This window comes from Stenotrophomonas sp. TWI809, assembly GCF_039673205.1.
GTDB lineage: Bacteria > Pseudomonadota > Gammaproteobacteria > Xanthomonadales > Xanthomonadaceae > Stenotrophomonas.
Map to the genome: position 1 here is coordinate 279,526 of NZ_JBDJLE010000002.1, position 25,273 is coordinate 304,798.

Here is a 25,273-nt window from a genome sequence, read left to right on the forward strand (position 1 = left end):
ACCTCAGGGCTGCGGCTTGCGCTGCAGTTGTGAGTCGATGTCACCGCTGACGAAACAGTGCGGAAAGCTGAACGAGCTGGTGGCGGTCAGGTGGGCGAGCAGGCGCGTACGAGCGGCCAGGAATTCTTCCTTGCTGGCCAGCGGACCGCCTGATTCGCAGTCGCACGATGCCGCGCCCGCCTCGGCGCTGATGGTCGCCAGCGCGGCGGCGGGATCGGCCTGGAACAGGGTACGGAACGTATCGTCGCTGCTGAGCAGATCCAGCAGCTGTACGGCATCGTTGGAGGAAAGCGGCGGAGAAGTGCTGGTCATGTGGGATGTCTCGGAGATAGCGGAGGGAAGGAGGGGGCGTACGCGCAGGCCGGGGTGTGACGTTACAGCCGCGATCGATAGCGGCCGGCGCGTGAAGCGCTTGAGTCGCCCGATGATCATCGGCCTTCATCTTTGGCGATCCCGGCCGACACACTGGAACACGCGATGCTTCCCTTTCTGGCTGCCCATGCACGATACCCTCCACCTGCGCCGATGCCGCACCCTCTACCTCGAGCCCCGACAGCAGACCTCCTTCGATCTGCGCGCGCTGGTATCCGGTGGTACGGGCATGACCCTGCGCAGTGTCTGGACGGCGCTGGCACCGCACCTGCCGGCGCCGGTCGAGCTCAATGAGTCACAGGTGCTGCTGCTGGGACGTCTCGACCCGGAGCGATGGGAGCCACGGCCCGCCGGGGAAGATGACAGCGATCTGCGCTACCTGCTGGCGCATGGGCTGGTCCAGGCACAGGGCGCAGATCGCGACGCGTTGGCTGAACGTGAAGCGCAGCTGCGGCAGGTGCCGTGGTGGGGACCTGCCGCGATGCTCCATTGGCAGGGCCGCTGGCAGGGCCAGGACAGCGTGAAAGCCCTGGAATCGGCGGGACTGCACACCGCGGCGGGGCTGCGTGCACACCTTGGGCCGCCACCGCCCGCGTTGGCTCCCCACGCAGGAGAACCTCGTCGCCTGCCACGCCAGCCCGAGGAGGCGTTCGACCGCAGCCTGCGCGAGCGCAGCACCTGCCGCAACTTCGATACGGCGCAGCCACTGCCGCTGGCCGAGCTGTCACGACTGCTGCAGCGCACCCTGGCTGAAACTGGACGGCAGGTGGTCGAAGAAGACGCGGTGTTTCTCAAAAAGAACGTACCGTCCGCCGGGGGCCTGCATCCCACCGAAGCGTATCTGCTGGTGCAGCATGTCGAGGGTCTCCAGGCGGGTCTGTATCACTACGATCCTGCCTCGCACGGCGTGTCCGCCCTGCCTTCCGATGCGCGGTCCATGGCAGAGCTGGCGGCGTTGTTCACCGCAGGCCAACACTGGTTTGCCGATGCGCCGGTGCTGATCGTGCTGGCCCCCCGGTTCGCGCGCACCTACTGGAAGTACCGCCACCATCCCAAGGCCTACCGCGCGGTGATCCTGGATGTTGGCCACATCTCGCAGCTGCTGCTGACCTGCGCGACCGAACAGGGCCTGGGGGCCTTTGTTACGGCCGCGATCAACGAACAGGATATCGAGCAGGTGCTCGGCATGGATCCCATGCAGCTCAGCCCGCTCGCCGTGTGTGGCGTAGGCTGGCGCGCACAGCAGATGTCGACCTCTGAGTTCGACCCCGGCGGCCAGGTGTGGACGCCGGTACTCACTGCCGAGCCGCCAACCGGGTGACTCACCCCGCCTCGAAATCCACCAGCACCGCCCCATCGCCCACCTGGTCTCCGGCTTTCACCCGGTAGCCCTGCACGGTGCCATCGGCGGGTGCCTGCAGCGTGTGCTCCATCTTCATCGCTTCCAGCACCAGCAGCGGCGCGCCGCGTTTGACCGCCGTGCCCGGTGACACGAGTGTGGCGACGATACGGCCCGGCATCGGCGCGACCAGGCTGCCAGCATCGGCAACGGACTGGTCCGCTTCGCTGACCGGATCATGCAGGGTGAAGCGCTGCACGCCTTCGCTGCCGAACAGGTACAGCTCGTTGCCGTCGCGGATGACGGTGGCGCGGTGCAGCTGCTCGCCGATCTGTACGCGAAGTGCATCACCGTCCAAACCACCGCTGCCCGCGAGCGCGTTGCCGTCCATGTGGACGGTCCACTGTTCGCCCGCGCCCGCGCCCGCGCCCTGCACGGTGACGCTGCGCTGCGCGCCCCGGTGCTCCAGCGTCAGCGCGCGTGCAGCGGCCGCGCCGAGGCGCCAGCCGTCCTGGGCCTGCCACGGCGAGTGCGGGTCACGCGCATCACGGCGGGCGGCTTCGCTGGTGGCCACGCCGGCAATCGCGGCCAGCGCCAACAGCGCCGGATCACTGTCGCCGTCGTTGGGGGCCAGGGCGGCCTGCTCGCGCTCGATCAGCGCGGTGTCCAGCTTGGCCTGGGTGAACGAATCGGTCATCACCAGCCGGCGCAGGAAGGCGGCATTGGTGGTCACGCCGACCACTTCGCACTCGGCCAGGGCCTGCTGCATGCGGCGCAGCGCGGCGTCGCGGTCGACATCCCAGACGATCAGCTTGGCGATCATCGGGTCGTAGAACGGGGTGATCGCATCGCCCTGCTCGACACCGGCGTCCACGCGCACGTGCGCGGTGTTGGCCGGCAGGCGCAGGTGGCGCAGGGTGCCGGTGGAGGGCAGGAAACCGCGGTCGGCATCTTCGGCGTACAGGCGGGCTTCCAGTGCATGCCCGCGGATCTGCAGCTGATCCTGCTGCAGCGGCAGTGGCTCACCGCTGGCCACGCGCAGCTGCCATTCCACCAGGTCGGTGCCGGTGATGCACTCGGTGACCGGGTGTTCCACCTGCAGGCGGGTGTTCATTTCCATGAAGTAGAAATCGCCATCGGGGCCGGCGATGAACTCCACCGTGCCCGCGCCGACGTAGTTGACCGCGCGCGCGGCATCGACGGCGGCCTTGCCCATCGCGGCGCGGCGCTCGGGCGTCATGCCGGGCGCAGGCGCTTCTTCGAGCACCTTCTGATGGCGGCGCTGCACCGAGCAGTCGCGCTCGAACAGGTACACCACGTTGCCGTGGCTGTCGCCGAACACCTGGATCTCGATGTGGCGCGGACGCTCGACATACTTTTCGACCAGCACGTGTGCGTTGCCGAAGGCGGACTGCGCTTCACGCTGGCAGCTGGCCAGCGCCTCGGTGAAGGTGGCGCTGTCATCCACGCGGCGCATGCCCTTGCCACCGCCGCCGGCGCTGGCCTTGATCAACACCGGGTAGCCGATGCTGTCGGCCTGCTTGCGCAGGAACTCGGGGATCTGCTCGTCGCCGTGGTAGCCCGGCGTCAGCGGCACGCCGGCCTGCTGCATCAGCGCCTTGGCCGCGCTCTTGTCGCCCATCGCGCGGATCGCCGCGGCGGAGGGGCCGATGAACACGATGCCCGCCTCGGCACAGGCCTGCGCGAAGCCGGCGTTCTCCGAGAGGAAGCCGTAGCCAGGATGGATCGCCTGCGCGCCGGTGCGGCGGGCGGCGGCCAGGATGGCGTCGCCGCGCAGGTAGCTCTCGCGCGCCGGCGCCGGGCCGATCGCGATGGCCTCGTCGGCCAGGCGCACGTGGCGCGCGTTGCGGTCGGCGTCGGAGTACACCGCCACGGTGGCGATGCCCAGGCGCTGGCAGGTAGCGATGACGCGGCAGGCGATTTCGCCACGGTTGGCGATCAGGATCTTGGTGAACATGGTGGTCTCGTTGCGCGGGCCAGGGACGGCGGTGCCAGGCGGCACCGCCCGTGCATTACATGCGGAACACGCCGAAGTCGGTCTTCTTCGCCGGGGCGTTGAGGCTGGCTGACAGCGCCAGGCCCAGCACACGACGGGTGTCGGCCGGATCGATCACGCCGTCATCCCAGAGGCGGGCGCTGGCGTAGTACGGGTGGCCCTGCGATTCGAACTGCGCGCGGATCGGCGACTTGAAGCCGTCTTCTTCCTCGGCCGACCACTGCCCGCCCTTGGCTTCGATGCCGTCGCGCTTGACCGTGGCCAGCACGCTGGCGGCCTGCTCGCCGCCCATCACGCCGATGCGCGCGTTCGGCCACATCCACAGGAAGTTGGGCGAGTAGGCGCGGCCGCACATGCCGTAGTTGCCGGCACCGAACGAGCCGCCGATCACCACGGTGAACTTGGGCACCTTGGCGCAGGCCACGGCCATCACCAGCTTGGCCCCGTCCTTGGCGATGCCGCCGTGCTCATACTTGCGGCCGACCATGAAGCCGGTGATGTTCTGCAGGAACACCAGTGGAATGCCGCGCTGGGTACACAGTTCGATGAAGTGCGCGCCCTTCAGCGCGGACTCGGAGAACAGGATGCCGTTGTTGGCGATGATGCCCACCGGGTAGCCATGCAGGTGCGCGAAGCCGGTGACCAGGGTGTTGCCGTAGCGCGGCTTGAACTCATCAAAGCGCGAATCGTCGACCAGGCGCAGGATCACTTCGCGCACGTCGTACGGCTTGCGCGTGTCGGCCGGGATCACGCCGTACAGCTCGTGGGCCGGATGCCGCGGTTCCACCGGGGCCTGCACCGCCAGTGCCGGCTCGGGCTTGCGCCAGTTGAGCTGGGCGATGATCGCGCGGACCCGGGCCAGCGCCTGCAGGTCGTTGTCGGCCATGTGGTCGGCCACGCCGGAGATGCGCGTATGCACATCGGCACCGCCCAGTTCTTCGGCGGTGACCACTTCACCGGTGGCCGCTTTCACCAGCGGTGGGCCGCCGAGGAAGATGGTGCCCTGCTCGCGCACGATCACCGTTTCATCGCTCATCGCCGGCACGTAGGCGCCACCGGCGGTGCAGCTGCCCATCACGCAGGCGATCTGCGGAATGCCTTGCGCGGACAGGTTGGCCTGGTTGTAGAAGATGCGGCCGAAATGGTCGCGGTCCGGGAACACCTCGTCCTGCAGCGGCAGGAACGCACCGCCGGAATCCACCAGGTAGATGCAGGGCAGGCGGTTCTGCTCGGCCACTTCCTGCGCGCGCAGGTGCTTCTTGACCGTCATCGGGTAGTAGGTGCCACCCTTGACCGTGGCATCGTTGGCCACGATCACGCACTCCACGCCCGAGACCCGGCCGATACCGGCAACCACGCCGGCGCTGGGGATCGGGTCGCCATACATGCCGTGCGCGGCCAGCGGGGCGATTTCCAGGAAGGCGCTGCCCGGGTCGAGCAGGGCATCGATGCGGTCACGCACCAGCAGCTTGCCGCGTGCGGTGTGCTTGGCGCGTGCCGCTTCGCTGCCGCCCAGTGCGGTCTGCGCCAGGGTGGCGCGCAGGTCGTCGACCACCGCCTGCAGCGCGGCGCGGTTGGCCTCGAAGGTGTCGCTGCCCGGTTGCAGCTGGGTGCTCAATACGGTCATGGCAGGGCCCTTACTTGGTGCGCTGGAACAGTTCGCGGCCGATCAGCATGCGGCGGATCTCCGAGGTGCCGGCGCCGATTTCATACAGCTTGGCATCGCGCCACAACCGCCCGGTCGGGTACTCGTTGATGTAGCCGTTGCCGCCCAGGATCTGGATCGCCTGGCCGGTCAGCCAGGTGGCCTTCTCGGCCGAATACAGGATCGCGCCGGCCGCGTCCTGGCGCGTGGTGCGGCCCTGGTCGCAGGCGCGTGCCACCGCGTAGACATAGGCGCGGCAGGCATTGAGGCCCACGTACATGTCGGCCAGCTTGGCCTGGATCAGCTGGAAGGTACCGATCGCCTCGCCGAACTGCTTGCGCTCGTGCACGTACGGCATCACCACATCCATCGCGGCGGCCATCAGGCCGAGCGGGCCACCGGACAGCACCACGCGCTCATAGTCCAGACCGGACATCAGCACCTTGACGCCACCGCCGACCACGCCAAGCACGTTGGCTTCGGGTACTTCGCAATCCTGGAAGACCAGCTCGCAGGTGTTGGAGCCGCGCATGCCGAGCTTGTCCAGCTTCTGCGCCGTGGAGAAGCCCTTCATGCCCTTTTCGATCAGGAACGCGGTGATGCCCTTGGCGCCGCCATCCGGATCGGTCTTGGCATAGACCACCAGCACATCGGCATCCGGGCCGTTGGTGATCCACATCTTGTTGCCGTTGAGCACGTAGTGATCGCCGCGCTTGTCCGCCCGCAGCTTCATCGAGACCACGTCCGAGCCGGCGCCCGGTTCGCTCATGGCCAGCGCGCCGACCAGCTCGCCGCTGCACAGGCCGGGCAGGTAGCGCTTTTTCTGATCTTCGTTGCCGTTCTTGCGCAGCTGGTTCACGCACAGGTTCGAGTGCGCACCGTAGGACAGCGCGATGGCACCGGAGGCGCGCGAGATTTCTTCCATCGCCACCACATGCGCGAGGTAGCCCATGCCGCTGCCGCCGTATTCCTCTTCCACGGTCAGGCCGAGCAGGCCCTGTTCGCCGAGCTTGCGCCACAGCGCATTGGGGAACAGATTCTCTTCGTCGGCCTGGGCCGCCAGCGGGGCGATTTCAGCGGAGGCAAAATGGGCCACGCTCTGGCGCAGCAGGTCGATCTCTTCGCCGAGATCGAAGTTCATGGTCGGGACGTGCATGGGCGACTCCGCAACAACAAGGGATGGGACGCGCCGGGAGGGATGGACGGGCTGACAGGGCCGTCCCGCGGGCGATGTACCCCCAGCGTAGCCGGGTTCGACAAAGAAGTGAACACAAATTCAAAAATTGAACATAGAATCAACAAATGGCCTATAAACGCTCCGCCCTGATGGAAGAACGCCTTGCCGGCGCCCGTGAACGCATCCTGCTGGCGACCCGTGTGCTGGTGGCGGCCGGCGGCTACCGCAACGCCCCGGTGACCGCGGTGGCGGCCGAAGCCGGGGTCTCCACCGGCCTGATCTACCGGCACTTCCCCTCCAAGGCCGAACTGTTCGTGGAGGTGCTCACCGCCGCCGTCGAGCACGAGCTGCGCATCTTCGAGGCGATCGCGGCCGAGCCGCTGCCCGCGCCGGAGCGCCTGCGCCGGGCGATCACCGCCTTCGTGCGCCGCGCGCTGGCCGGGCCCGGGCTGGCCTATGCCTTCATCGCCGAGCCGGTCGATCCGGAAGTGGAAGCCGAGCGCATCCGCTGCCGCCGTCTGTTCGGCGATGTGTTCCGGCGCATCGTCGCCGATGGCGTGGAGGCAGGCACCTTCCCGCCGCAGGACACCCATGTCGCAGCGGCCTGCATCGTCGGCGCGTTCACCGAGGCGCTGGTCGGCCCGACCGCACTGAGCCGCGACGCGCACGGCGACGAAGATGCGCTGGTCGAGTCGATCTGTGTTTTCTGCCTGCGTGCCGCGGGCGCCTGAGCCGCGCCGATGCTGCATTGCGACACCCGGCGGTCGCTTGCGCAGCGCCGCCGACGCTGGTCATACTCGGCCGACAAGCCGTGGTCCAACGACTACCAGCCAGGGGTATAGAGAGTGCGGAATTACGACCTCGAGTTCCTGAAACGCTTTTCCATGGTCATCGCGCTGCTGATGGCCATCACACTCGGCCTCATCATCTTTGCGGCCTACCTGCATACCAGCATTCCCCCTGAAGTCTCGCCGATGGCGGCCAAACGTACCGAGCAGCGCATCGCGCCGGCCGGTGCGGTGTACGCCGGCAGCACCGGTGCCGCCGCGCAGGCCGCCGCCCATGCCGCCGCGCTGGTCAAAGCCGCCTCGCAGGTCGCCTACGGTGGCACCACCGACGGCAAGGTGATCTACGACAACCTCTGCACCGCCTGCCATACCAATGGCGTCGGCAAGGCGCCGACGCTGGATCACGGGCATTGGGATGCGCGCATCGCCCAGGGCAAGGACACGCTCTACAAGCACGCAGTGGAGGGCTATACGGGCCCGGACGGTGGCATCATGCCGCCCAAGGGCGGTAATCCGGCGCTGACCGAGGAGCAGATCCATGCCACGGTCGATTGGATGCTCGCCAACCTGAAATGACGGCTTTGCCGGATCAGGCCACCGACGCCGCCGAAGGGCGGCGTTTCACTTTATGTGGTTAGCCTTGTCGCACTTCCCTGGAGTCCCGCTTCCGATGCGCCGTACCCCCCTCGTGTTCGCTCTCGCGCTGGCGTTGTCCGGCGCGGTCCATGCCGCCCAGCCGCAGCCCGCCACCTCGCCGCAGGCGCGCCCGGCGCCGACCACGTCGGCCACGGTCACCCTGACCGCGCCGCCCACCGACTGGCGCACGCTGGATGGCCAGCAGGTCCGCATCGCCGCGCCGCTGACCCTGGCCGGCACCGATGGCCTGTCGCGCTTTGGTGAGTTGACCGTGGCCTTCGGTGGTCGCCTGTGGCAGCCGAGCGAAGTGGCCGCACCCGGCACCGCCGGGCATGCCCAGGTGGTGGCCGACAACCTGCATCGCCGGCTGGTGCTCGACGATGGAAGCGACGCCCGGGATCCCGGCCCGGTGGCCTACCTGCCGGCGGCCGCGAACCTGCGCACCGGCATGGTCCTGCGCAATATCGAAGGCATCGTCCGCGTCGATCCCAAGGGCAACACCCGCCTGCAGGTGACCCGCCCGCTGAACCTGCCGGCGCTGGAGCGCCCGGCCGTACCGGTGGTGGCCGGGGCTCTGCATGTGGCGGCGTTCAACCTGGAGAACTTCTTCAATGGCGACGGCCAGGGCGGCGGTTTCCCGACCCTGCGTGGCGCCCGTACCCTGGCCGAACACCAGGCGCAGAAGACCAAGCTGGTCGCCACCATCAACGCGCTCGGCGCCGATGTCGCCGCGCTGATGGAACTGGAGAACGATGGCTACGGACCGCAGTCGGCGATCGCCCAGCTGGTTGATGCGCTCAATGCGGACCGGGGCCAAGGTGCCGACTGGCGTTTCATCGATGCCCGGCAGGGCCCGGGTGACAACCCGATCCGGGTCGGCATCATCTACCGCGCCTCGCGCGTGACCCCGGTCGGCGCCCCCGCCGTGCTGGAGAAGGAGCCCTTCGGCGAGCGCAGCCGCGTGCCGCTGGCGCAGGCCTTCCGTGCGGGCAAGGGCGCGCCGTTCGTGGTCGTGGCCAATCACTTCAAATCCAAGGGCTGCTCCGAAGCGACCGGCGCCGATGCCGATCAGAAGGACGGCCAGGCCTGCTGGAATGCCACCCGGGTCGCCTCGGCCACGCTGCTGGACCAGTGGCTGGCGACCGATCCCACCGCTGCGGGCACCCGCGATGCAGTGCTGCTGGGTGACTTCAACGCCTACGCGATGGAAGACCCGATCCGCACCCTGCACGCGGCCGGCTGGCGGGATGCGTTCGCGGTGGCGAAGGTCGAACGGCCTTACAGCTATGTCTACAACGGCATGACCGGCCGGTTGGACCATGCGCTGTTGAGCCCGGGCATGGCCAAACGCCTGCGCGCGGCCGCGGAGTGGCACATCAATGCCGATGAGGCCGACGATGTCGGCTACCGCGACCGCAACGAAGCGGGCCCGTGGCGCAGCTCGGACCATGATCCGCTGCTGCTGGGGTTTGATCGCTGATACCGCACGGGTGCGCCGGCACGCCCGGCCACCGTCGCGTTGCCCGGGTAGTGCCGGCCGCTGGCCGGCACCGCATCAACCAGTTACCACGTGCCCCACGCGATCAACCCGATCGCCACCACGGCCAATCCCAGGCCCACCCGGTTCCACACACTGGTGCGCTCGCCGAAACCGACGATGCCCACCAGCGCGCCCAGCACCACCACGCCGATGTTCATGCCGGCGAACACCACCGCCGGGCTGTCCGGCAGATGCTGGTGGGCGCGCACGTAGAACAGGATGTTGCCGAAGTTGAGCAGCCCGAGCAGGGCCCCGCCGACCCCGTTGCGCCACTGCAGGCGGGCGATGCCGCGCAGGTGACGCCATAGCTGCAACGCCAACATCAGCACGAAGGCCAGGCTGAAGCTGGCCAGCAGCGCCGCCATCGAGGGCGTGCCCGACAACGCCACCTTCTTGAGCAGGATGTCCACCAGGGCATAGCCCACCCACACCGCCAGCAGCCACGGCCAGGCCCGCCCGCCAGTGGGCTCGGCCGCACCGGCGCGCGGGCGCACGCTGATGCCCAGGATCGCCAGCAGCCCCAACCCCAGGCCGGCCAGCTTCCAGCCGTTGGCGGTCTCCCCGAACACCAGGAACGCGGCCAGCAGCGAAAGCAGGAGTGACAACCGCTGGGCCACGTCGCTGCGCACGATCCCGGCGCGGGTCACCGCGCGGGCCATCATCAGGAAGATCGCCGGCAGCGCCACGGCCAGGCAGAGCAGGGCGGCCCACGGCGCATGCGCGGTCTGCAGTGACGCCAGCGATGGCTGCAGCAGCACCGCGCTGAGCACGCTGGCGACCAGATAATTCCACGTCACCACCTGCGGCATGTCCAGCCGCTGGCGCGGCGCCAGCTTCAGCAGGACCGAGACCAGCACGCTGCAGAGAACGCTGAAAACCAGAAAGTGCATGTACGGATCCGGCGGGGCGGCGGTGAAGCACGCGGAGGGACGGTATTATGACGCCATGCACAATCCCCCATTTCCCCAAGAAAGCGGTGCGCTGACGCTGGACGGACCGGTCGGTCCGCTGGATGTCGTGGTTGATCTGCCCGAGGCCGATGTCGCGGTGCAGCCGGTGGTGGCGATCGTCTGCCATCCGCTGTCCACCGAGGGCGGCAGCATGCACAACAAGGTGGTGACCATGGCCGCGCGCTCGCTGCGCGACCTGGGCATCGCCACCGTGCGCTTCAACTTCCGCAGCGTCGGCGACTCGGCCGGCACGTTCGACAACGGCGTGGGCGAACAGGACGACCTCAAGGCCGTCGCCGCCTGGGTCCGTGCACAGCGGCCGGGCCAGGACCTGTGGCTGGCCGGTTTCAGCTTCGGCGCGTACGTCTCGCTGCGCGCGGCGGGCGACCTGCAGCCGACCACGTTGATCTCGATCGCGCCGCCGGCCGGGCGCTGGGATTTCGAGGGCATGCAGCCGCCGGCCCAGTGGCTGGTGATCCAGGGCGAGGAAGACGAGATCGTCGACCCGCAGGCGGTCTATGACTGGCTGGACAGTATGGATGCACCGCATGAACTGGTGCGCATGCCCGATACCAGCCACTTCTTCCACCGCAAGATCGTCGACCTGCGCGGCGCGCTCATCCATGGCGTCAAGCAGTGGCTGCCCAACCCCGCCCCCGACGCGGCATGAGCGACACCGTGATGACCCCGTCGCAGCGCTACGCCGATGGCGTGGCCCGGGGCGAATGGCAGAACGACCCGGCCCAGCACGCCGCCCTGGCCGAGCTGGACCGCATCCATCTGGCGCTGGTCGACAGCGCCCAGGACGGCTGGCTGGACCGCCTCTCCGCATTCTGGAAGAAGCCCGAGCCGGTCAAGGGCCTGTACTTCTGGGGCGGGGTGGGGCGCGGCAAGACCTTCCTGGTCGATCTGTTCTATGACGGCCTGCCGATCGAACAGAAGTACCGCACCCATTTCCATCGCTTCATGCGCGGCATCCACGAGCGCCTGCGCGAGCACCAGGGGCAGAGCGATCCGCTGGCGAAGATCGCCCAGGAGTGGCGCAGCAAACTGCGCGTGCTGGTGCTGGACGAATTCTTCGTCACTGACATCGGCGATGCGATGCTGCTGGCGCGCCTGCTCGAACGCATGTTCGCCGAGGGCGTGACCCTGGTGACCACCTCCAACACCGCGGTGGAAAACCTGTACCTCAACGGCCTGCAGCGCGACAGCTTCCTGCCCGCGATCGGGCTGCTGCAGACCTACTGCGTGGAACTGTACGCCGAAGGCACCGAGGACTACCGCATGCGCGCGCTGACCCGCTCGCCGGTGTACCAGTCCCCGATCGATGCCGGCAGCGATGCCTGGCTGGCCGGCCGCTGGGCCGAGCTCAGTGGTGGGCAACCGGCCAAGGCGGGCAACATCGAGATCGAGGCGCGCAAGATTCCGGTGCGCGGCCGCGGCAAGAGCATCGTCTGGTTCGATTTCAAGGCGCTATGCGAAGGCCCACGCGGCCCGTCGGATTACATCGAGATCGCGCACGAGTTCAACACCGTGCTGCTCGGCGACATCCCGCACTTCGACACACTCAACGAAGATGCCGCGCGCCGCTTCGTCAACCTGATCGACGAGCTGTACGACCGCCACGTCAACCTGGTCTGCACCGCGACCGATTCACCGGTCGGGCTGTATTCGGGCATCCGCCTGCAGGGCGCGTTCGAACGTACCGCCTCGCGCCTGATCGAAATGCAGAGCGCCGAGTACCTGGGCACCCCGCACCGCGCGTAGCTCCACGCCGGGCCTGGACAGGCCGTGATGTAGATCCACGCCATGCGTGGATAGGCCGTGCAACGTAGATCCACGCCATGCGTGGATGCGCTCTACAACGGCGGCAACACCAACGCGTCCCCGCGCGGCTGTTCGTGCGCGATCGGCGCGGCCGCGTCCTCGTTGCGGTCCATCACCATCATTGCCAGCGGCCTGCCCTGGTAGCGCACCTCCAGCGACTGCTGGATCGCGTCCAGCGCCAGCACCTGCGTGCACAGCGACTGGGCCTGCGCCTCCAGCGCCTTGCCACGCAACTCCATGCGGTGCTCCAGGTCGGCCTCCATCTTCTCGGCGCGCGCCTCGATCCGGCCAGAGCCGCCGGTCAGCATCGTCCACAGCACCCCGCGGGCAAGCGAGGCCGACATCGACTCGGCCGCCTGCTCGATGCGCGCCTCGAACTGCTCGCCGAACAGGTCCTGCTCCCAGATCCCGCGGCCCAGCGTACGGCCAACGTATTCGTGGGCATCCCTGCGCAGCCCTTCCACCTCGCGCGCCTTGCGGCCGCTGCCGGTCATGATCTCCACCGTCGCCCCCAGCGCATCGAAGGCGATGTCCGTGGCCTCGCCGGCCACCCCGGCCACCGCAGGCACCAGCTGGCGGGTGCCCCATTCGAGCTGGCGCAGGCGCTGGGCATCGGCGTCACTGACCGGGATCGGCTGGCGATCGATGTTCAGCTCGCCATCGTGGAAGAAAATCTCCGCCGGCAGCTGCTCGCGGTTGCGCAGCCAGATCCCGCCGCTGTCCACCAGCACGTTGTAGGGCGTGCTCACCCCGCACTGGCGCGAGGAGAGGGCCGGCGCCTTGGTCTGGCCATCGGCGGCGGCGGTGCCGGTGCCGGCCAAGGTCAGGCCCAGCAACAGACATCCAGTCAGGGGCAGGCGCATGGTCGCGTTCATATGAAAGGAGACGCGTTGGAGCGTCGCACCCCGGGGCGGCCCCGGCGCGGGTCGGAAGTCACCCTGACCGGCGGCCATTCGTTAGGGCCATGTGAGGCCGCTGTTCCGTTTTTCGCGCCCCTGCGTCGCATCCGGCACCGGCGTTTTGGCCTTGACTGCGCACTCGCTTTCGACAGGTCCAGACCGTTCGTCGGACGCCTTTCCGGCCCGGTCCTTGCGCCGCAAGGGATTAGGGAAATTCACTACATTTGGCGTTGACGACACCTGGTACCCCCACTATCTTGTGGCCGTCGGTACCGCCGACCACAAGTCGACGGGCGTATCGCCTTCACGCCGATGGCCTGAAGACCTACTGACAACCGCACGAAGTACAGCGTGTGGTGCCGGTCGCAGGATTCTCCGGGGGGAGAGGACCGGTGACGCAGGGGAACCGCCCGCAGGCTTGCCTGCCCGGGTCGCGGCTCCTGCGACGCCGATAGTCCACCCTGAGCATCTCTGCATCGGTTCCGGCGCCTGCCAGGCAGACCCACGCTGCACCACCCCAAATCACGCCAAGAGGAAAACGCCGTGAGCACCGAAACCAGCGCAGCTATCGATAAGGAAAGCGAATTCCTGCTGACCTCGCCGCCCACGGCGACCGCCATGAGCGTCACCAAACGCAATGGCACGACCGAACTGGTGGACCTGAACAAGATCGTGCGCGCCGTACAGCGCTGCTGCGAAGGTCTGCATGCGGTGGATCCGATGCGCGTTGCGACCCGCACCATCTCCGGCCTGTATAACGGCGCGACCACCCAGGAGCTGGACGAACTGTCCATCCGTACCTCGGCGCTGCTGATCGGTGAAGAACCCGAATACGGCCGCCTCGCCGCGCGCCTGCTGGCCAACTTCATCGCCAAGGAAGTGTCCGGCCAGGAAATCCATGCGTTCTCGCAGTCGGTCGGCCGCGGCCACGAAGTCGGCCTGATCAACGCACGCCTGCTGGAGTTCGTGCAGGTCAACGCCCGCAAGCTCAACGACGCGATCGATCCGTCGCTGGACCTGCATTTCGATTACTTCGGCCTGCGTACCCTGTACGACCGGTACCTGCTGCGTCATCCGCACACCCGCAAGGTGATCGAGACCCCGCAGCAGTTCTTCCTGCGCATCGCCAGCGCGCTGAGCGAAGACGTGCCGGAAACCCTCGCGCTGTACAAGCGCATGGGCAATCTGGATTACCTGCCGTCCAGCCCGACCCTGTTCAACTCCGGCACCACGCATGAGCAGCTGTCCTCGTGCTTCCTGCTGGATTCGCCGCAGGATTCGCTGGAGTCGATCTACGCCAAGTACGGCGATATCGCCCAGCTCTCCAAGTTCAGCGGCGGCATCGGCGTCAGCTACAGCCGCGTGCGTTCGCGTGGTTCGCTGATCAAGTCGACCAACGGCCATTCCAACGGCATCGTGCCGTGGCTCAAGACCATGGATTCGTCCGTGGCCGCGGTGAACCAGGGCGGCAAGCGCAAGGGCGCGGCCTGTGTGTACCTGGAAACCTGGCACGCCGATATCGAGGACTTCCTCGAACTGCGTGACAACACCGGCGACGAATCGCGCCGTGCGCACAACCTGAATCTGGCCAACTGGATCCCCGACCTGTTCATGCAGCGCGTCGAGGCCGACCAGGAATGGTCGCTGTTCGATCCGAGCGTGGTGCCCGAGTTCACCGATCTGTTCGGCGAAGCGTTCGAGCAGGCTTACCTGCAGGCCGAAGCCCAGGGCAAGGCCCAGCGCACCATCTCCGCACGCAAGCTGTACTCGCGGATGATGCGTACCCTGGCCGAGACCGGCAACGGCTGGATGACCTTCAAGGACAAGTGCAACCGCGCCAGCAACCAGACCCTGCGTCCGGGCAACGTGATCCACCTGTCCAACCTGTGCACCGAAATCCTGGAAATCACCTCGGCCGAAGAGACCGCGGTGTGCAACCTGGGCTCGATCAACCTGGGCAATCATTTCGACGGCCACGGCGAGTTCGATTTCGAGAAGCTGGCCGACACCGTGCGCCTGGCCGTGCGTCAGCTCGACCGCGTGATCGACCTGAACTTCTACCCGATCGAAACCGCCCGCCGCGGCAACCTGCGCTGGCGTCCGGTCGGCCTGGGCTGCATGGGCCTGCAGGACGTGTTCTTCCGCAAGCGTCTGGCCTTTGACAGTGCCGAAGCCCGCGCGCTGTCCAGGCAGATCGCCGAAACGATCTACTTCCACGCGCTGGAAACCTCGTGCGAGCTGGCCCAGGAACGCGGCAAGCACCCGTCCTTCGCCGACACCCGTGCGGCCAGCGGCGAGCTGCAGTTCGATGCCTGGAACGTGGTGCCCGAAGACACCGCCCGTTGGGACGCCCTGCGTGAGCGCATCAAGGAACACGGCCTGCGCAACTCGCTGCTGATCGCGATCGCCCCGACCGCGACCATCGCCTCGATCGCCGGTTGCTACGAGTGCGTCGAGCCGCAGGTCTCCAACCTGTTCAAGCGCGAAACGCTGTCCGGCGACTTCCTGCAGGTCAACCGTTACCTGGTGAACGAGCTGAAGAAGCTCGGCCACTGGACCCCGGAAATGCGCGACGCGATCAAGCTGGCCGAAGGCTCGATCCAGGGCATCACCCAGATCCCGGAAACGCTGCGCCACATCTACCGCACCGCCTGGGAACTGCCGATGCGTTCGCTGATCGACATGGCCGCCGACCGCGGCGCGTTCATCGACCAGTCCGCCTCGCTCAACCTGTTCATGGAAAGCCCGAACATCGGCGCGATGTCCTCCATGTACATGTACGCCTGGAAGCAGGGCATCAAGACCACGTACTACCTGCGTTCGCGCCCGGCGACCAAGATCGCCAAGACGACCGTCAGCAGCTACACCCCGGTCGAAGCCGTCGCCTGCTCGCTGGAAAACCCGGAAAGCTGCGAGGCGTGCCAGTAACCAAGGCGTGCCGGCCCACCGGGCCGGCACCGCCGGGTGCACGGACGGAGGGTCGTTGCCTACCCGGGAACACCGGTTCCGCCGGAACATCACACATTCGGTAGCTACCGACCGTTGGTCGGTAGTCGCCAAGAAGGACGAAACACCATGGCCGACAAGCCGACTCAAATGCTGCTCGATCCAGGTTTTGAACTGACGTTGCGCCCGATGCGCTACCCGCAGTTCTATGACATGTATCGCAACGCGATCAAGAACACCTGGACGGTCGAGGAAATCAACTTCCAGATCGACATCAGCGACCTGCACGGCAAGATGTCGCCGGGCGAGCGCCACCTGATCCACCGCCTGGTCGCGTTCTTCGCCACCGGCGATTCGATCGTGTCCAACAATCTGGTGCTGAACCTGTATCAGCATCTGAACGCGCCGGAAGCGCGCATGTACCTGTCGCGCCAGCTGTACGAAGAAGCGCTGCACGTGCAGTTCTACCTGACCCTGCTCGACAACTACCTGCCCGATCCGGACGAGCGCGCCAAGGCGTTCGACGCGGTGGAGAACATCGACTCGATCAAGAAGAAGGCGGACTTCTGCTTCAAATGGATCGATTCGATCCAGAACCTGAAGCGCATCGAGACCCGTGACGAGCGTCGCCAGTTCCTGCTCAACCAGATCTGCTTCGCGGCGTGCATCGAGGGCCTGTTCTTCTTCGCGGCCTTCGCGTACGTGTACTACTTCCGTTCGCGCGGTCTGCTCAACGGTCTGGCCTCGGGCACCAACTGGGTGTTCCGCGACGAGAGCGCGCACATGGAGTTCGCGTTCGAGTGCGTGGACGTGATCCGCGAGGAAGAGCCGGACCTGTTCGACGATGCGATGAAGCAGGAGGTCTACGACATGCTGGCCGACGCGATCGAGTGCGAAGTGCAGTTCGCCGAGGACGTGCTTTCGGGCGGCGTGGCAGGCATTTCGACGCGCGACATGCGCCAGTATCTGCAGCATTGCGCGGACAATCATTTCCATCGCCTGGGCATGGAGAAGAAGTACAACGTGCGCAATCCGCTGAGCTTCATGGAGCTGCAGGACGTGCAGGAGTTGACCAACTTCTTCGAGCGCCGTTCCTCGGCCTACCAGGTAGGCGTGAAGGGCGAAGTGTCGTTCGACATGTCGTTCTGATCTGACGCTCACGTCGTGATTTCGAAAAGCCCCGGACATGTTCCGGGGCTTTTTGTTTGCGCTCTGCTTGCTTGAGCGTTGAAGCGTTGAGGCAACAGCGTTGGCGTCCGGATGCTGCGAGTAGAAGTGACCCGGGCAGGCGAATGCTGGACCCGCCGTAAATACGTCCGTGTAGGCTCGTGGGCCGCATCCATGCGGCCCAACGGTCCTGCATTCGCCTACCCGGGTCACGTCCCATGGATCTTCCATTGCGGTTGGAAAGGCGGTTGCTACCAACGTGCGCTGACTATCAATGAAGACCTTGGTATCAACACGTCGTGTAGAGCCGAGCCATGCTCGGCTGCTCTTCCTCTCCCACACCACGTCGCGTAAGCACTCGCCAAAGCCGCTCTCCCCACCGCGCATAAGCAAACTATCTAGAGGAGGTCGGGGGTCCCTTTGCAGGACCGTTAAGCGGCATGGATGCCCCCCTGTCGTATCATCCGCGCCATCCCACAGCATTCCCGGCCCCCGCCATGACCCCGATCCCCGAAACCATCCCGCCCATCGAAGTCCGCATGGCCGAGATCGTGTTCCCCAACCACACCAATCACCTGGGCACCCTGTTCGGTGGCCAGGCCCTGGCATGGATGGACAAGGCGGCGTTCCTGGCCGCGGCCCGCTACTCGCGCCGCACCGTGGTCACCGCACGCTCGGACCAGGTCGATTTCAAGCTGCCGATCCGCATCGGCCAGATGGTGGAGACCGTCGGCCGCATCGTGGACGTCGGGCGCAGCTCGATGAAGGTGGAGGTTGAACTGATCGCCGAAGACCTCCACACCGGTGAGCGCAAGCTGTGCACGCGCGGACACTTCGTGATGATCGCGCTGGATGCCGACGGCCACCCGACCAGCGTCCCGTCGCTGCCGGGTGACATCCCGGGCCCGTAAGCGGCCAGCGATTGCCTCTCCGCGCCTGCGCCCCCATCTGCTGATCATGAGCACACCCCTCGCCGAGTTCATCGACCGCGCCCAGCGCCTGTTCGTGCTGACCGGCGCGGGCTGCAGCACCGATTCGGGCATCCCGGATTACCGCGATGCCGATGGCCAGTGGAAGCGGACGCCGCCGGTCACCTACCAGGCCTTCATGGGCGAGCTGGCCACCCGCCAGCGCTACTGGGCGCGCAGCCTGCTGGGTTGGCCCCGGTTCGGCTGGGCCCAGCCGAACGGCACGCATGCTGCGCTCGCCGCGCTGGAGGCCCGTGGCCAGGTCGAGCTGCTGCTCACCCAGAATGTCGACCGGCTGCATCAGCGGGCGGGCAGCGAGGCGGTGATCGACCTGCATGGGCGGCTGGACCAGGTGCGCTGCATGGGCTGCGAAGCGCGCACCCCGCGCGAGGCGTTCCAGCACCGGCTGCTGGCGCTCAACCCCGGCTGGGAGCATCTGGAGGCCGGACAGGCGCCCGACGGCGATGCCGATCTGGAGATGGATTTCTCCGCCTTCCAGGTGCCGGCCTGCCCGGCATGCGGCGGGGTGCTCAAGCCGGACGTGGTGTTCTTCGGTGAAAGCGTGCCGCGCGAGCGGGTCGCCACCGTCCACGACCATCTGCAGCGGGCCGATGCGGTGCTGGTGGTCGGCTCCTCGCTGATGGTCTATTCCGGCTTCCGCTTCGTGCAGGCCGCGGCCCAGGCCGGGCTGCCGATCGCCGCGCTCAACCGCGGCCTTACCCGCGCCGACGCGCTGCTGAGCCTGAAAGTCGACCAGTCCTGCGCCGACGCGCTGGCCTTCCTGCTGCCAGGAACCGCCGCCGCCTGAGCCGCTACGAAACACTGATCCATTGGCACGGTTGCCTCCGCCGCCGCACAGGAGTGCAATGGCGCCCGGTTCCATTTCCTCTTCCCGAGTTCCCCCCTTGAGCCAGCTCTTCTCCTCCATCCCCTTCGGTCCGCTGACCCTGCCCAACCGCATCGTGATCGCGCCGATGTGCCAGTACTCCTGTGTCGACGGCCTTGCCAACGACTGGCACCGCATCCATCTCGGGCAGCTCTCGCAGTCCGGCGCCGGCCTGCTGATCCTGGAAGCCACCGCCGTGCTGCCGGAAGGCCGCATCAGCTGGGCCGACCTGGGCTTGTGGGATGACGCCACCGAAGCCGCGCTGGCCTCGGTCGTGGCCTCGGTCAAGCAGTGGTCGCCGATGCCGCTGGGCGTGCAGTTGGGCCATGCCGGGCGCAAGGCCTCGGTCAACAAGCCCTGGGAAGGCGGCGGTGCGATGGACCCGTCCGATCCGCGTGCGTGGCCCACGGTCGCACCGTCCGCGCTGCCGTTCGCCAAGACCGACCCGACCCCGACCGAACTGGATCTGGCCGGCATCGATGCCGTGGTCGAGGCTTTCGCGGCCGCCGCCCGTCGCGCAGAGCGCGTCGGCATGGACCTGATCGAACTGCACGCCGCGCACGGCTATCTGCTGCACCAGTTCCTGTCGCCGCTGAGCAACCGCCGCGAGGACGACTACGGTGGCTCGCTGGAAAACCGCATGCGCCTGCTGGTGCGCGTGTTCGATGCCGTGCGTGAGGCCGTCTCCGACCGCATCGCGGTGGGTGTGCGCATCTCCGCCAGCGACTGGGTGGCCGGTGGCTGGGATATCGAACAGACCACGACCCTGGCGCACGTGCTGGATGCGCGCGGCTGCCAGTTCCTGCACGTCTCCAGCGGTGGCAACGACCCGCGCCAGCAGATTCCGCTGTCGCCGGGCTACCAGGTGCCGTTCGCGCAGGCGATCAAGGCGCACAAGCTGCGCATGCCGGTCATCGCGGTGGGCCTGATCACCGAGCCCTCGCAGGCCGAATCGATCCTGCGCCATGGCCATGCCGATGCGATCGCGCTGGCCCGCGGCATCCTCTACGACCCGCGCTGGCCGTGGCATGCCGCCGCCGCACTGGGCGATTCGGTCGCTCCGGCACCGCAGTACCTGCGCTGCGAACCGCGCGAAGCCCGCGGTGTGTTCATCGCGCCGGAACGCTGACACGCTGACGGTAGTGCCGGCCGTTGGCCGGCATCCGGGTGACCCTGTGCTCAGCCGACATCCACCCGCCACGCCGGCGGCAGCCCCTCGATGATGTGCTGCATCAGCGCCCGCACCTTCGGGGTCAGATCGCGGCGATCGCTGACGCACAGGAACAACCGCATCGGCTCCGGTGAGGCCTGGGTGCTCTGCGCATCGCCGGGTTCGAACAGCGCCTGCAGCTCGCCGCGCGCGAGATAGGGCGCGGCCACGAACGCCGCCAGCCGGGTGATGCCGCCGCCGGCCACCGCCATCGCGGCCAGTGCATCGACGTCATCGCTCACCAGCGCCGGGGCCACCTCGGCATCGAAGCGCATGCCGTCGCGGACGAAGCCCCACGGCAGATAGCGCCCGTCCAGCGGGTAGCGCAGCAGCAGGCAACGATGCTCGCGCAGCGCCTCCGGTGTGAGCGGAATCCCGGCCCGCGCGAGATACGACGGTGCCGCGCAGAACACGAACGGCACCTGCGCGATCGGCCGCGCCACCAGGCCTTCCTCCAGCTGCGGTTCGATCCGGATGCTCACGTCCACGTCTTCGTGCGCGTGGTCCACGCTGCGGTCGGTGAGCAGCAGCTCGATCGCCAGGCGGCGGAAGCGGGCCTGCAGCGCGGGCAGCAACGGGGCCAGCGCGTGGCGGCCGAACGCGGTGCTGCTGGCGATCCGCAACCGTCCTTCAGGCGTGGCATCGAGGTCGGTCACGGCGGCCTGGGCGCGCTGCAGGTCGCGTTCGATGTGGCGCACCTGGGCCAGGTACAGCGCACCGCGCTCGGTCAGGGCCAGGGTACGGGTGGTGCGGTTGAGCAGGCGCACCCCCAGATGCGCCTCCAGCCGGGCGATGTTCTGCCCGACCGCCGCCGGGCTCACCCCAAGCGTGCGCGCGGCCGCAGCCAGGCTGCCGGCGTCGGCGGTCCGGATGAAGCTGCGGATTGACTGGAGAATGTTCATGCTGGCCGCCATTCTCGCGCTCCATTGGAAAGAATTTCTTTATAAAGCGCCAAGTCCATCCGGTCTACCCGCCCTGCGGCCCCCTGCTTATCGTGCCTGTCCCGCAACCGCCAGGTTGCCCGCTCGCCCGGCTCTGTTGCCCGGGCGACGCCGCTTCCGCGCTGTGCCGCCCCCGCTGCCGTCGCGTCCTGCGCACGGCCTGGCCGCCTTCCCCGGAGATGACATGAACCCAGCGCTCGCCCCCCTCGATACCGACCCGCAGGAAACCCAGGAATGGCGTGAGTCGCTGGAGGCGGTCATCCACGCCGCCGGCCGCCCGCGCGCGCATTACCTGATGGACCAGCTGACCGAGCTGGACACGGCCCGCCATGGGGATCTGCATGGCCGCGTCTGGACGGCGTATACCAACACCATTCCGGTCGAGCGCCAGCCGGCCTATCCGGGCGATCTCGGCATCGAGCGCCGCCTCAACGCGATGATCCGCTGGAACGCGATGGTCATGGTGCTGCGCGCCGGCAAGCACTCCAACGTGGGTGGCCACATCGCCACGTACCAGTCCGCGGCGGTGCTGTACGACGTCGGCTTCGATCACTTCTTCCGTGGCCGTACCGACACCTTCGATGGCGACATGATCTACATCCAGGGCCACTCGGCGCCCGGCATCTACGGCCGCGCATTCGTCGAAGGCCGTATCGCGCCCGAACGCATGGACAACTTCCGCCGCGAATCCGATCGCGATGGCCTGTCCTCCTATCCGCACCCGCGGCTGATGCCGGACTTCTGGCAGTTCCCCACCGTCTCGATGGGGCTGGGCCCGCTCACCGCCGCCTACCAGGCGCGTTACATGCGCTACCTGGAATACCGCGGGCTGAAGGAGCACCAGGGCCGCAAGGTCTGGGCCTTCCTTGGCGATGGTGAAATGGACCAGCCCGAATCGCTGGCCGCCATTTCCGTGGCCGGCCGCGAGCGCCTGGACAACCTGGTGTTCGTGGTGAACTGCAATCTGCAGCGGCTGGACGGCCCGGTGCGCGGCAACGCCAAGGTGATCCAGGAACTGGAAGGCACCTTCCGCGCCGCCGGCTGGAACGTCATCAAGGTCATCTGGGGCGGCGGCTGGGATGCGCTGCTGGCCAAGGACCGCACCGGCCTGCTGCGCCAGCGCATGATGGAATGCGTGGATGGCGACTATCAGACCTTCAAGTCGCAGAACGGTGCCTACGTGCGCGAGCATTTCTTCGGCAAGTATCCCGAACTGCTGGCGCTGGTCGCGGAGATGAGCGATGACGAGATCTGGGCGCTTGCGCGCGGCGGTCACGACCCGCAGAAGGTCTATGCCGCCTATACGCAGGCCGTCGCCGGCAACGGCCGGCCGAGCGTGATCCTGGCCAAGACGGTCAAGGGGTTCGGCATGGGCGAGGCCGGTGAAGGCCAGAACATCAATCACCAGCTCAAGAAGATGAGCGCCGATGCCGTGCGTGCGTTCCGTGATCGGTTTGATCTGCCGGTCAGTGACGACCAGCTGGAAGACATGCCGTACCTGCGCCCCGCGCCGGGCAGTGCAGAGGCGCGCTATTTCGCACAGCGCCGCCAGGCCCAGGGCGGCCAGCTGCCGGCGCGGGTGACCCACGTCGATCCGTTGCCGGTGCCGGCGTTGTCGGCGTTCGCCACCCAGTTGCAGGGCAGTGGCGAACGCGGCCAGTCCACCACGATGGGCTTCGTGCGCATCCTCACCACGCTGCTCAAGGACCCGGAACTGGGCAAGCTGATCATTCCGATCGTGCCCGATGAATCGCGCACGTTCGGCATGGAAGGCCTGTTCCGCCAGATCGGCATCCACTCCTACCTCGGCCAGCTGTACACGCCGCAGGATGCCGGCCAGCTGAGCTATTACAAGGAAGCCAAGGACGGCCAGATCCTGCAGGAAGGCATCAACGAATCCGGCGCGATCTGCTCGTGGATCGCCGCCGGTACCGCCTACAGCAACCACGGCCTGGCCACGATTCCGTTCTACATCTTCTACTCGATGTTCGGCCTGCAGCGCGTCGGTGACCTGGCCTGGGCGGCTGCCGATGCACGCACCCGCGGCTTCCTGCTCGGCGCCACCTCCGGCCGCACCACGCTGATGGGCGAGGGCCTGCAGCACGATGACGGCCACAGCCACGTGCTGTCCTCGGTGATCCCCAGCTGCGTGTCCTTCGATCCCACCTACAACTTCGAACTGGCGGTGATCATCCAGGACGGCCTGCGCCGGATGTACGTGGACCAGGAGGACATCTACTACTACATCACCGTGCTCAACGAGGCCTATCCGCACCCGGCACTGCCGGAAGGCAGCGAAGCGGGCATCCTCAAGGGCCTGTACCTGCTGCACCCCGCTGCCGCCGACAGCGACCCGGCGCTGCGCGTGCAGCTGATGGGCAGTGGCGCGATCCTGCGCGAAGTGGAAGCCGCCGCCACCCTGCTGCAGCAGGATTTCGGCATCGCCAGCGACGTGTGGAGCGCCACCAGCCTCACCGAACTGCGCCGTGATGGCCTGGCGGCCGAGCGCTGGAACCTGCTGCACCCCGTGGAGGAGCCGCGGGTGCCGTATGTGCACCAATGCCTGGCCGCGCACCCGGGCCCGGTGATCGTGGCCACCGACTACATGAAGATCGTCGGCGACCAGATCCGGCCCTTCATCGACGGCCGCCGCTTCACTGCGTTGGGCACCGATGGCTTCGGCCGCTCGGATACGCGCGAGTCACTGCGTACGTTCTTTGAAGTGGACCGCCACTTCATCGTGCTCGCCGCGCTCAAGTCGCTGGCCGATGACGGCCGGATCGAACGCGGCCAGCTGCAGGTGGCGATCGACCGGTACGGCATTGATGTGGAGAAGGTGGACCCGGCGGCGGTGTAGGAGCTGGGCCACTGCCCTTGGTTGCATCTGAGAGCATCGACCGCAGCCCGGCGGTGCTCGCTTACACTGGCCGGATGCGCCCCGATTCCATCCTCACCCTCTCATGCCCGGACCGTACCGGGATCGTCTACCGTGTGTCCGGCCTGCTGTTCGAGCTGGGCTGCAACATCCTCGATGCCCAGCAGTTCGGCGACGACGAGAGCGGCCGGTTCTTCCTGCGCGTGCATTTCGATCGTGCCGCCGAGCGGTCACTGGGCGATGTGGAAGCCCGCATGGCCACCCTGGCCGCCGAGTTCGGGATGGACTGGCAGCTGCATGACGCCCGCCGCCGCGCACGGCTGCTGGTGCTGGTGAGCAAGCAGGGGCATTGCCTCAATGACCTGCTGTTCCGCGCGCACAGCCGGCAGCTGCAGGTGGATATCGCGGCGGTGGCCTCCAATCACGAGGACTTCGCTGCCCTGGCCGGCTCCTATGGCGTGCCGTTCCATCACCTGCCGGTCAATGCGGACAACCGCGCCGTGCAGGAGCAGCAGATCATCGATCTGGTCGAGCGCGAGCAGATCGACCTGGTGGTGCTGGCGCGTTACATGCAGATTCTGTCGCCGCGCCTGTGCGAGGCGTTGGCCGGGCGGGCGATCAACATCCACCACAGCTTCCTGCCCAGCTTCAAGGGCGCGCAGCCGTATCACCAGGCGCACGCGCGCGGGGTCAAGATCATCGGCGCCACCGCGCACTATGTGACCCCGGATCTGGACGAAGGCCCGATCATCGAACAGGACGTGGCGCGCGTGGATCACGCGATGACGCCACGCGACCTGGTGCGGCTGGGCAGCGACACCGAATCGCAGGTACTGGCCCGCGCGGTACGTCGGCATGTGGAGCACCGGATCCTGCGCAACGGGCATCGCACCGTCGTCTTCCGCTGACCGGTAGGTACCGACCGTTGGTCGGTACGACTGACCTGTAGGTACCCACCGTTGGTGGGTACGACTGACTGTAGGTACCCACCGTTGGTGGGTACGACGCTCCGGTAGTGGCCGGCGCGGGGCGGCGGCACGCGCGCCCCCCCACCGAAAGGGGGACCGCCCCCCCGCCGGCCCACCCCCCC

General features: G+C 67.4%; 20 protein-coding genes. 13 read left to right on the forward strand and 7 right to left on the reverse strand.

Annotation, left to right across the window (positions count from 1 at the left end):
• Positions 1-3: 3 nt before the first annotated feature.
• Complete coding sequence (locus ABE472_RS02920; protein WP_167390353.1) at positions 4-312, reverse strand: NHLP-related RiPP peptide; 309 nt, start codon at positions 310-312, stop codon at positions 4-6.
• Positions 313-424: 112 nt separating this feature from the next.
• Between ABE472_RS02920 and ABE472_RS02925 the strand changes: the two genes are divergently transcribed.
• Entirely contained in the window at positions 425-1,693 is a 1,269-nt protein-coding gene (locus tag ABE472_RS02925; protein WP_313219874.1) for a putative peptide maturation dehydrogenase, read from the forward strand.
• A gap of 1 nt (position 1,694) precedes the next feature.
• Here ABE472_RS02925 and ABE472_RS02930 read toward each other — a convergent pair whose 3' ends face one another.
• Genes ABE472_RS02930 through ABE472_RS02940 form a run of 3 tightly spaced genes read right to left on the reverse strand, consistent with a single transcriptional unit; the run spans position 1,695 to position 6,529 of the window.
• Positions 1,695-3,689, reverse strand: a complete 1,995-nt coding sequence (locus tag ABE472_RS02930) for an acetyl/propionyl/methylcrotonyl-CoA carboxylase subunit alpha (protein WP_346465419.1) — start codon at positions 3,687-3,689, stop codon at positions 1,695-1,697.
• Positions 3,690-3,744: 55 nt separating this feature from the next.
• Complete coding sequence (locus ABE472_RS02935) at positions 3,745-5,355, reverse strand: carboxyl transferase domain-containing protein (protein WP_070426393.1); 1,611 nt, start codon at positions 5,353-5,355, stop codon at positions 3,745-3,747.
• Positions 5,356-5,365: 10 nt separating this feature from the next.
• On the reverse strand, positions 5,366-6,529 hold the full coding sequence (locus ABE472_RS02940) for an isovaleryl-CoA dehydrogenase (protein WP_121044350.1): 1,164 nt from the start codon (positions 6,527-6,529) through the stop codon (positions 5,366-5,368).
• 146 nt (positions 6,530-6,675) lie between these two features.
• Between ABE472_RS02940 and ABE472_RS02945 the strand changes: the two genes are divergently transcribed.
• The 3 genes from ABE472_RS02945 (at position 6,676) to ABE472_RS02955 (ending at position 9,454) form a co-directional block, all read left to right on the forward strand.
• The gene (locus ABE472_RS02945) at positions 6,676-7,281 is read left to right on the forward strand and encodes a TetR/AcrR family transcriptional regulator (RefSeq protein ID WP_121044348.1); all 606 of its coding nucleotides are present in this window, start codon (positions 6,676-6,678) and stop codon (positions 7,279-7,281) included.
• A 114-nt stretch (positions 7,282-7,395) separates the two neighbouring features.
• A complete protein-coding gene (locus ABE472_RS02950; RefSeq protein WP_070474313.1) occupies positions 7,396-7,914 on the forward strand; it encodes a c-type cytochrome in 519 nt (172 codons plus the stop codon).
• A gap of 94 nt (positions 7,915-8,008) precedes the next feature.
• Positions 8,009-9,454: an ExeM/NucH family extracellular endonuclease gene (locus ABE472_RS02955; protein ID WP_346465421.1), complete on the forward strand. Its 1,446-nt coding sequence runs from the start codon at positions 8,009-8,011 to the stop codon at positions 9,452-9,454.
• Positions 9,455-9,537: 83 nt separating this feature from the next.
• On the opposite strand, the gene ABE472_RS02960 is transcribed toward ABE472_RS02955, so the two are convergent.
• Positions 9,538-10,404, reverse strand: a complete 867-nt coding sequence (locus tag ABE472_RS02960; protein ID WP_346462711.1) for an EamA family transporter — start codon at positions 10,402-10,404, stop codon at positions 9,538-9,540.
• A 55-nt stretch (positions 10,405-10,459) separates the two neighbouring features.
• Here ABE472_RS02960 and ABE472_RS02965 point away from each other — a divergent pair, with 55 nt between their 5' ends.
• Positions 10,460-11,134 (forward strand): CocE/NonD family hydrolase, encoded by a 675-nt coding sequence (locus ABE472_RS02965; RefSeq protein ID WP_346465422.1) that lies wholly within the window; start codon positions 10,460-10,462, stop codon positions 11,132-11,134.
• Positions 11,131-12,231, forward strand: a complete 1,101-nt coding sequence (gene zapE, locus ABE472_RS02970) for a cell division protein ZapE (protein ID WP_313208897.1) — start codon at positions 11,131-11,133, stop codon at positions 12,229-12,231. Before ABE472_RS02965 ends, zapE begins: the two co-directional genes overlap by 4 nt.
• Before the next feature lie 92 nt (positions 12,232-12,323).
• Here zapE and ABE472_RS02975 read toward each other — a convergent pair whose 3' ends face one another.
• Entirely contained in the window at positions 12,324-13,154 is an 831-nt protein-coding gene (locus tag ABE472_RS02975; RefSeq protein ID WP_346465424.1) for a DUF2884 family protein, read from the reverse strand.
• 579 nt (positions 13,155-13,733) lie between these two features.
• Between ABE472_RS02975 and ABE472_RS02980 the strand changes: the two genes are divergently transcribed.
• The 5 genes from ABE472_RS02980 to ABE472_RS03000 all read left to right on the forward strand — a co-directional run bounded on the left by ABE472_RS02980 (position 13,734) and on the right by ABE472_RS03000 (position 20,286).
• On the forward strand, positions 13,734-16,118 hold the full coding sequence (locus tag ABE472_RS02980) for a ribonucleoside-diphosphate reductase subunit alpha (RefSeq protein ID WP_313219878.1): 2,385 nt from the start codon (positions 13,734-13,736) through the stop codon (positions 16,116-16,118).
• 147 nt (positions 16,119-16,265) lie between these two features.
• Positions 16,266-17,285 (forward strand): ribonucleotide-diphosphate reductase subunit beta, encoded by a 1,020-nt coding sequence (locus ABE472_RS02985; RefSeq protein ID WP_313208894.1) that lies wholly within the window; start codon positions 16,266-16,268, stop codon positions 17,283-17,285.
• Between the two features lie 515 nt (positions 17,286-17,800).
• Positions 17,801-18,214: an acyl-CoA thioesterase gene (locus tag ABE472_RS02990; RefSeq protein WP_313219879.1), complete on the forward strand. Its 414-nt coding sequence runs from the start codon at positions 17,801-17,803 to the stop codon at positions 18,212-18,214.
• Positions 18,215-18,260: 46 nt separating this feature from the next.
• Positions 18,261-19,079, forward strand: a complete 819-nt coding sequence (locus ABE472_RS02995; protein ID WP_313219880.1) for an NAD-dependent protein deacetylase — start codon at positions 18,261-18,263, stop codon at positions 19,077-19,079.
• A gap of 58 nt (positions 19,080-19,137) precedes the next feature.
• A complete protein-coding gene (locus tag ABE472_RS03000; protein ID WP_313208892.1) occupies positions 19,138-20,286 on the forward strand; it encodes an NADH:flavin oxidoreductase/NADH oxidase in 1,149 nt (382 codons plus the stop codon).
• Between the two features lie 50 nt (positions 20,287-20,336).
• On the opposite strand, the gene ABE472_RS03005 is transcribed toward ABE472_RS03000, so the two are convergent.
• The gene (locus ABE472_RS03005; protein ID WP_313208891.1) at positions 20,337-21,269 is read right to left on the reverse strand and encodes a LysR substrate-binding domain-containing protein; all 933 of its coding nucleotides are present in this window, start codon (positions 21,267-21,269) and stop codon (positions 20,337-20,339) included.
• Between the two features lie 223 nt (positions 21,270-21,492).
• Between ABE472_RS03005 and aceE the strand changes: the two genes are divergently transcribed.
• Positions 21,493-24,165, forward strand: a complete 2,673-nt coding sequence (gene aceE / locus ABE472_RS03010; protein ID WP_346465427.1) for a pyruvate dehydrogenase (acetyl-transferring), homodimeric type — start codon at positions 21,493-21,495, stop codon at positions 24,163-24,165.
• 74 nt (positions 24,166-24,239) lie between these two features.
• Positions 24,240-25,091: a formyltetrahydrofolate deformylase gene (gene purU / locus ABE472_RS03015; RefSeq protein ID WP_313219882.1), complete on the forward strand. Its 852-nt coding sequence runs from the start codon at positions 24,240-24,242 to the stop codon at positions 25,089-25,091.
• Positions 25,092-25,273 lie beyond the last annotated feature (182 nt).

What these genes read in the sequence shown, in the direction of transcription:
- ABE472_RS02995 (WP_313219880.1), top strand. Translation starts at nt 18,261, where the DNA reads ATGAGCACACCCCTCGCCGAGTTCATCGACCGCGCCCAGCGCCTGTTC.
- purU (WP_313219882.1), top strand. Translation starts at nt 24,240, where the DNA reads ATGCGCCCCGATTCCATCCTCACCCTCTCATGCCCGGACCGTACCGGG.
- ABE472_RS02930 (WP_346465419.1), bottom strand. Translation starts at nt 3,689, where the DNA reads ATGTTCACCAAGATCCTGATCGCCAACCGTGGCGAAATCGCCTGCCGC.
- ABE472_RS02955 (WP_346465421.1), top strand. Translation starts at nt 8,009, where the DNA reads ATGCGCCGTACCCCCCTCGTGTTCGCTCTCGCGCTGGCGTTGTCCGGC.
- ABE472_RS02940 (WP_121044350.1), bottom strand. Translation starts at nt 6,529, where the DNA reads ATGCACGTCCCGACCATGAACTTCGATCTCGGCGAAGAGATCGACCTG.
- ABE472_RS03000 (WP_313208892.1), top strand. Translation starts at nt 19,138, where the DNA reads ATGGCGCCCGGTTCCATTTCCTCTTCCCGAGTTCCCCCCTTGAGCCAG.
- ABE472_RS02960 (WP_346462711.1), bottom strand. Translation starts at nt 10,404, where the DNA reads ATGCACTTTCTGGTTTTCAGCGTTCTCTGCAGCGTGCTGGTCTCGGTC.
- zapE (WP_313208897.1), top strand. Translation starts at nt 11,131, where the DNA reads ATGAGCGACACCGTGATGACCCCGTCGCAGCGCTACGCCGATGGCGTG.
- ABE472_RS02985 (WP_313208894.1), top strand. Translation starts at nt 16,266, where the DNA reads ATGGCCGACAAGCCGACTCAAATGCTGCTCGATCCAGGTTTTGAACTG.
- ABE472_RS02990 (WP_313219879.1), top strand. Translation starts at nt 17,801, where the DNA reads ATGACCCCGATCCCCGAAACCATCCCGCCCATCGAAGTCCGCATGGCC.
- ABE472_RS02925 (WP_313219874.1), top strand. Translation starts at nt 425, where the DNA reads ATGATCATCGGCCTTCATCTTTGGCGATCCCGGCCGACACACTGGAAC.
- ABE472_RS02965 (WP_346465422.1), top strand. Translation starts at nt 10,460, where the DNA reads ATGCACAATCCCCCATTTCCCCAAGAAAGCGGTGCGCTGACGCTGGAC.
- ABE472_RS02945 (WP_121044348.1), top strand. Translation starts at nt 6,676, where the DNA reads ATGGCCTATAAACGCTCCGCCCTGATGGAAGAACGCCTTGCCGGCGCC.
- ABE472_RS03005 (WP_313208891.1), bottom strand. Translation starts at nt 21,269, where the DNA reads ATGAACATTCTCCAGTCAATCCGCAGCTTCATCCGGACCGCCGACGCC.
- ABE472_RS02975 (WP_346465424.1), bottom strand. Translation starts at nt 13,154, where the DNA reads ATGCGCCTGCCCCTGACTGGATGTCTGTTGCTGGGCCTGACCTTGGCC.
- aceE (WP_346465427.1), top strand. Translation starts at nt 21,493, where the DNA reads ATGAACCCAGCGCTCGCCCCCCTCGATACCGACCCGCAGGAAACCCAG.
- ABE472_RS02920 (WP_167390353.1), bottom strand. Translation starts at nt 312, where the DNA reads ATGACCAGCACTTCTCCGCCGCTTTCCTCCAACGATGCCGTACAGCTG.
- ABE472_RS02935 (WP_070426393.1), bottom strand. Translation starts at nt 5,355, where the DNA reads ATGACCGTATTGAGCACCCAGCTGCAACCGGGCAGCGACACCTTCGAG.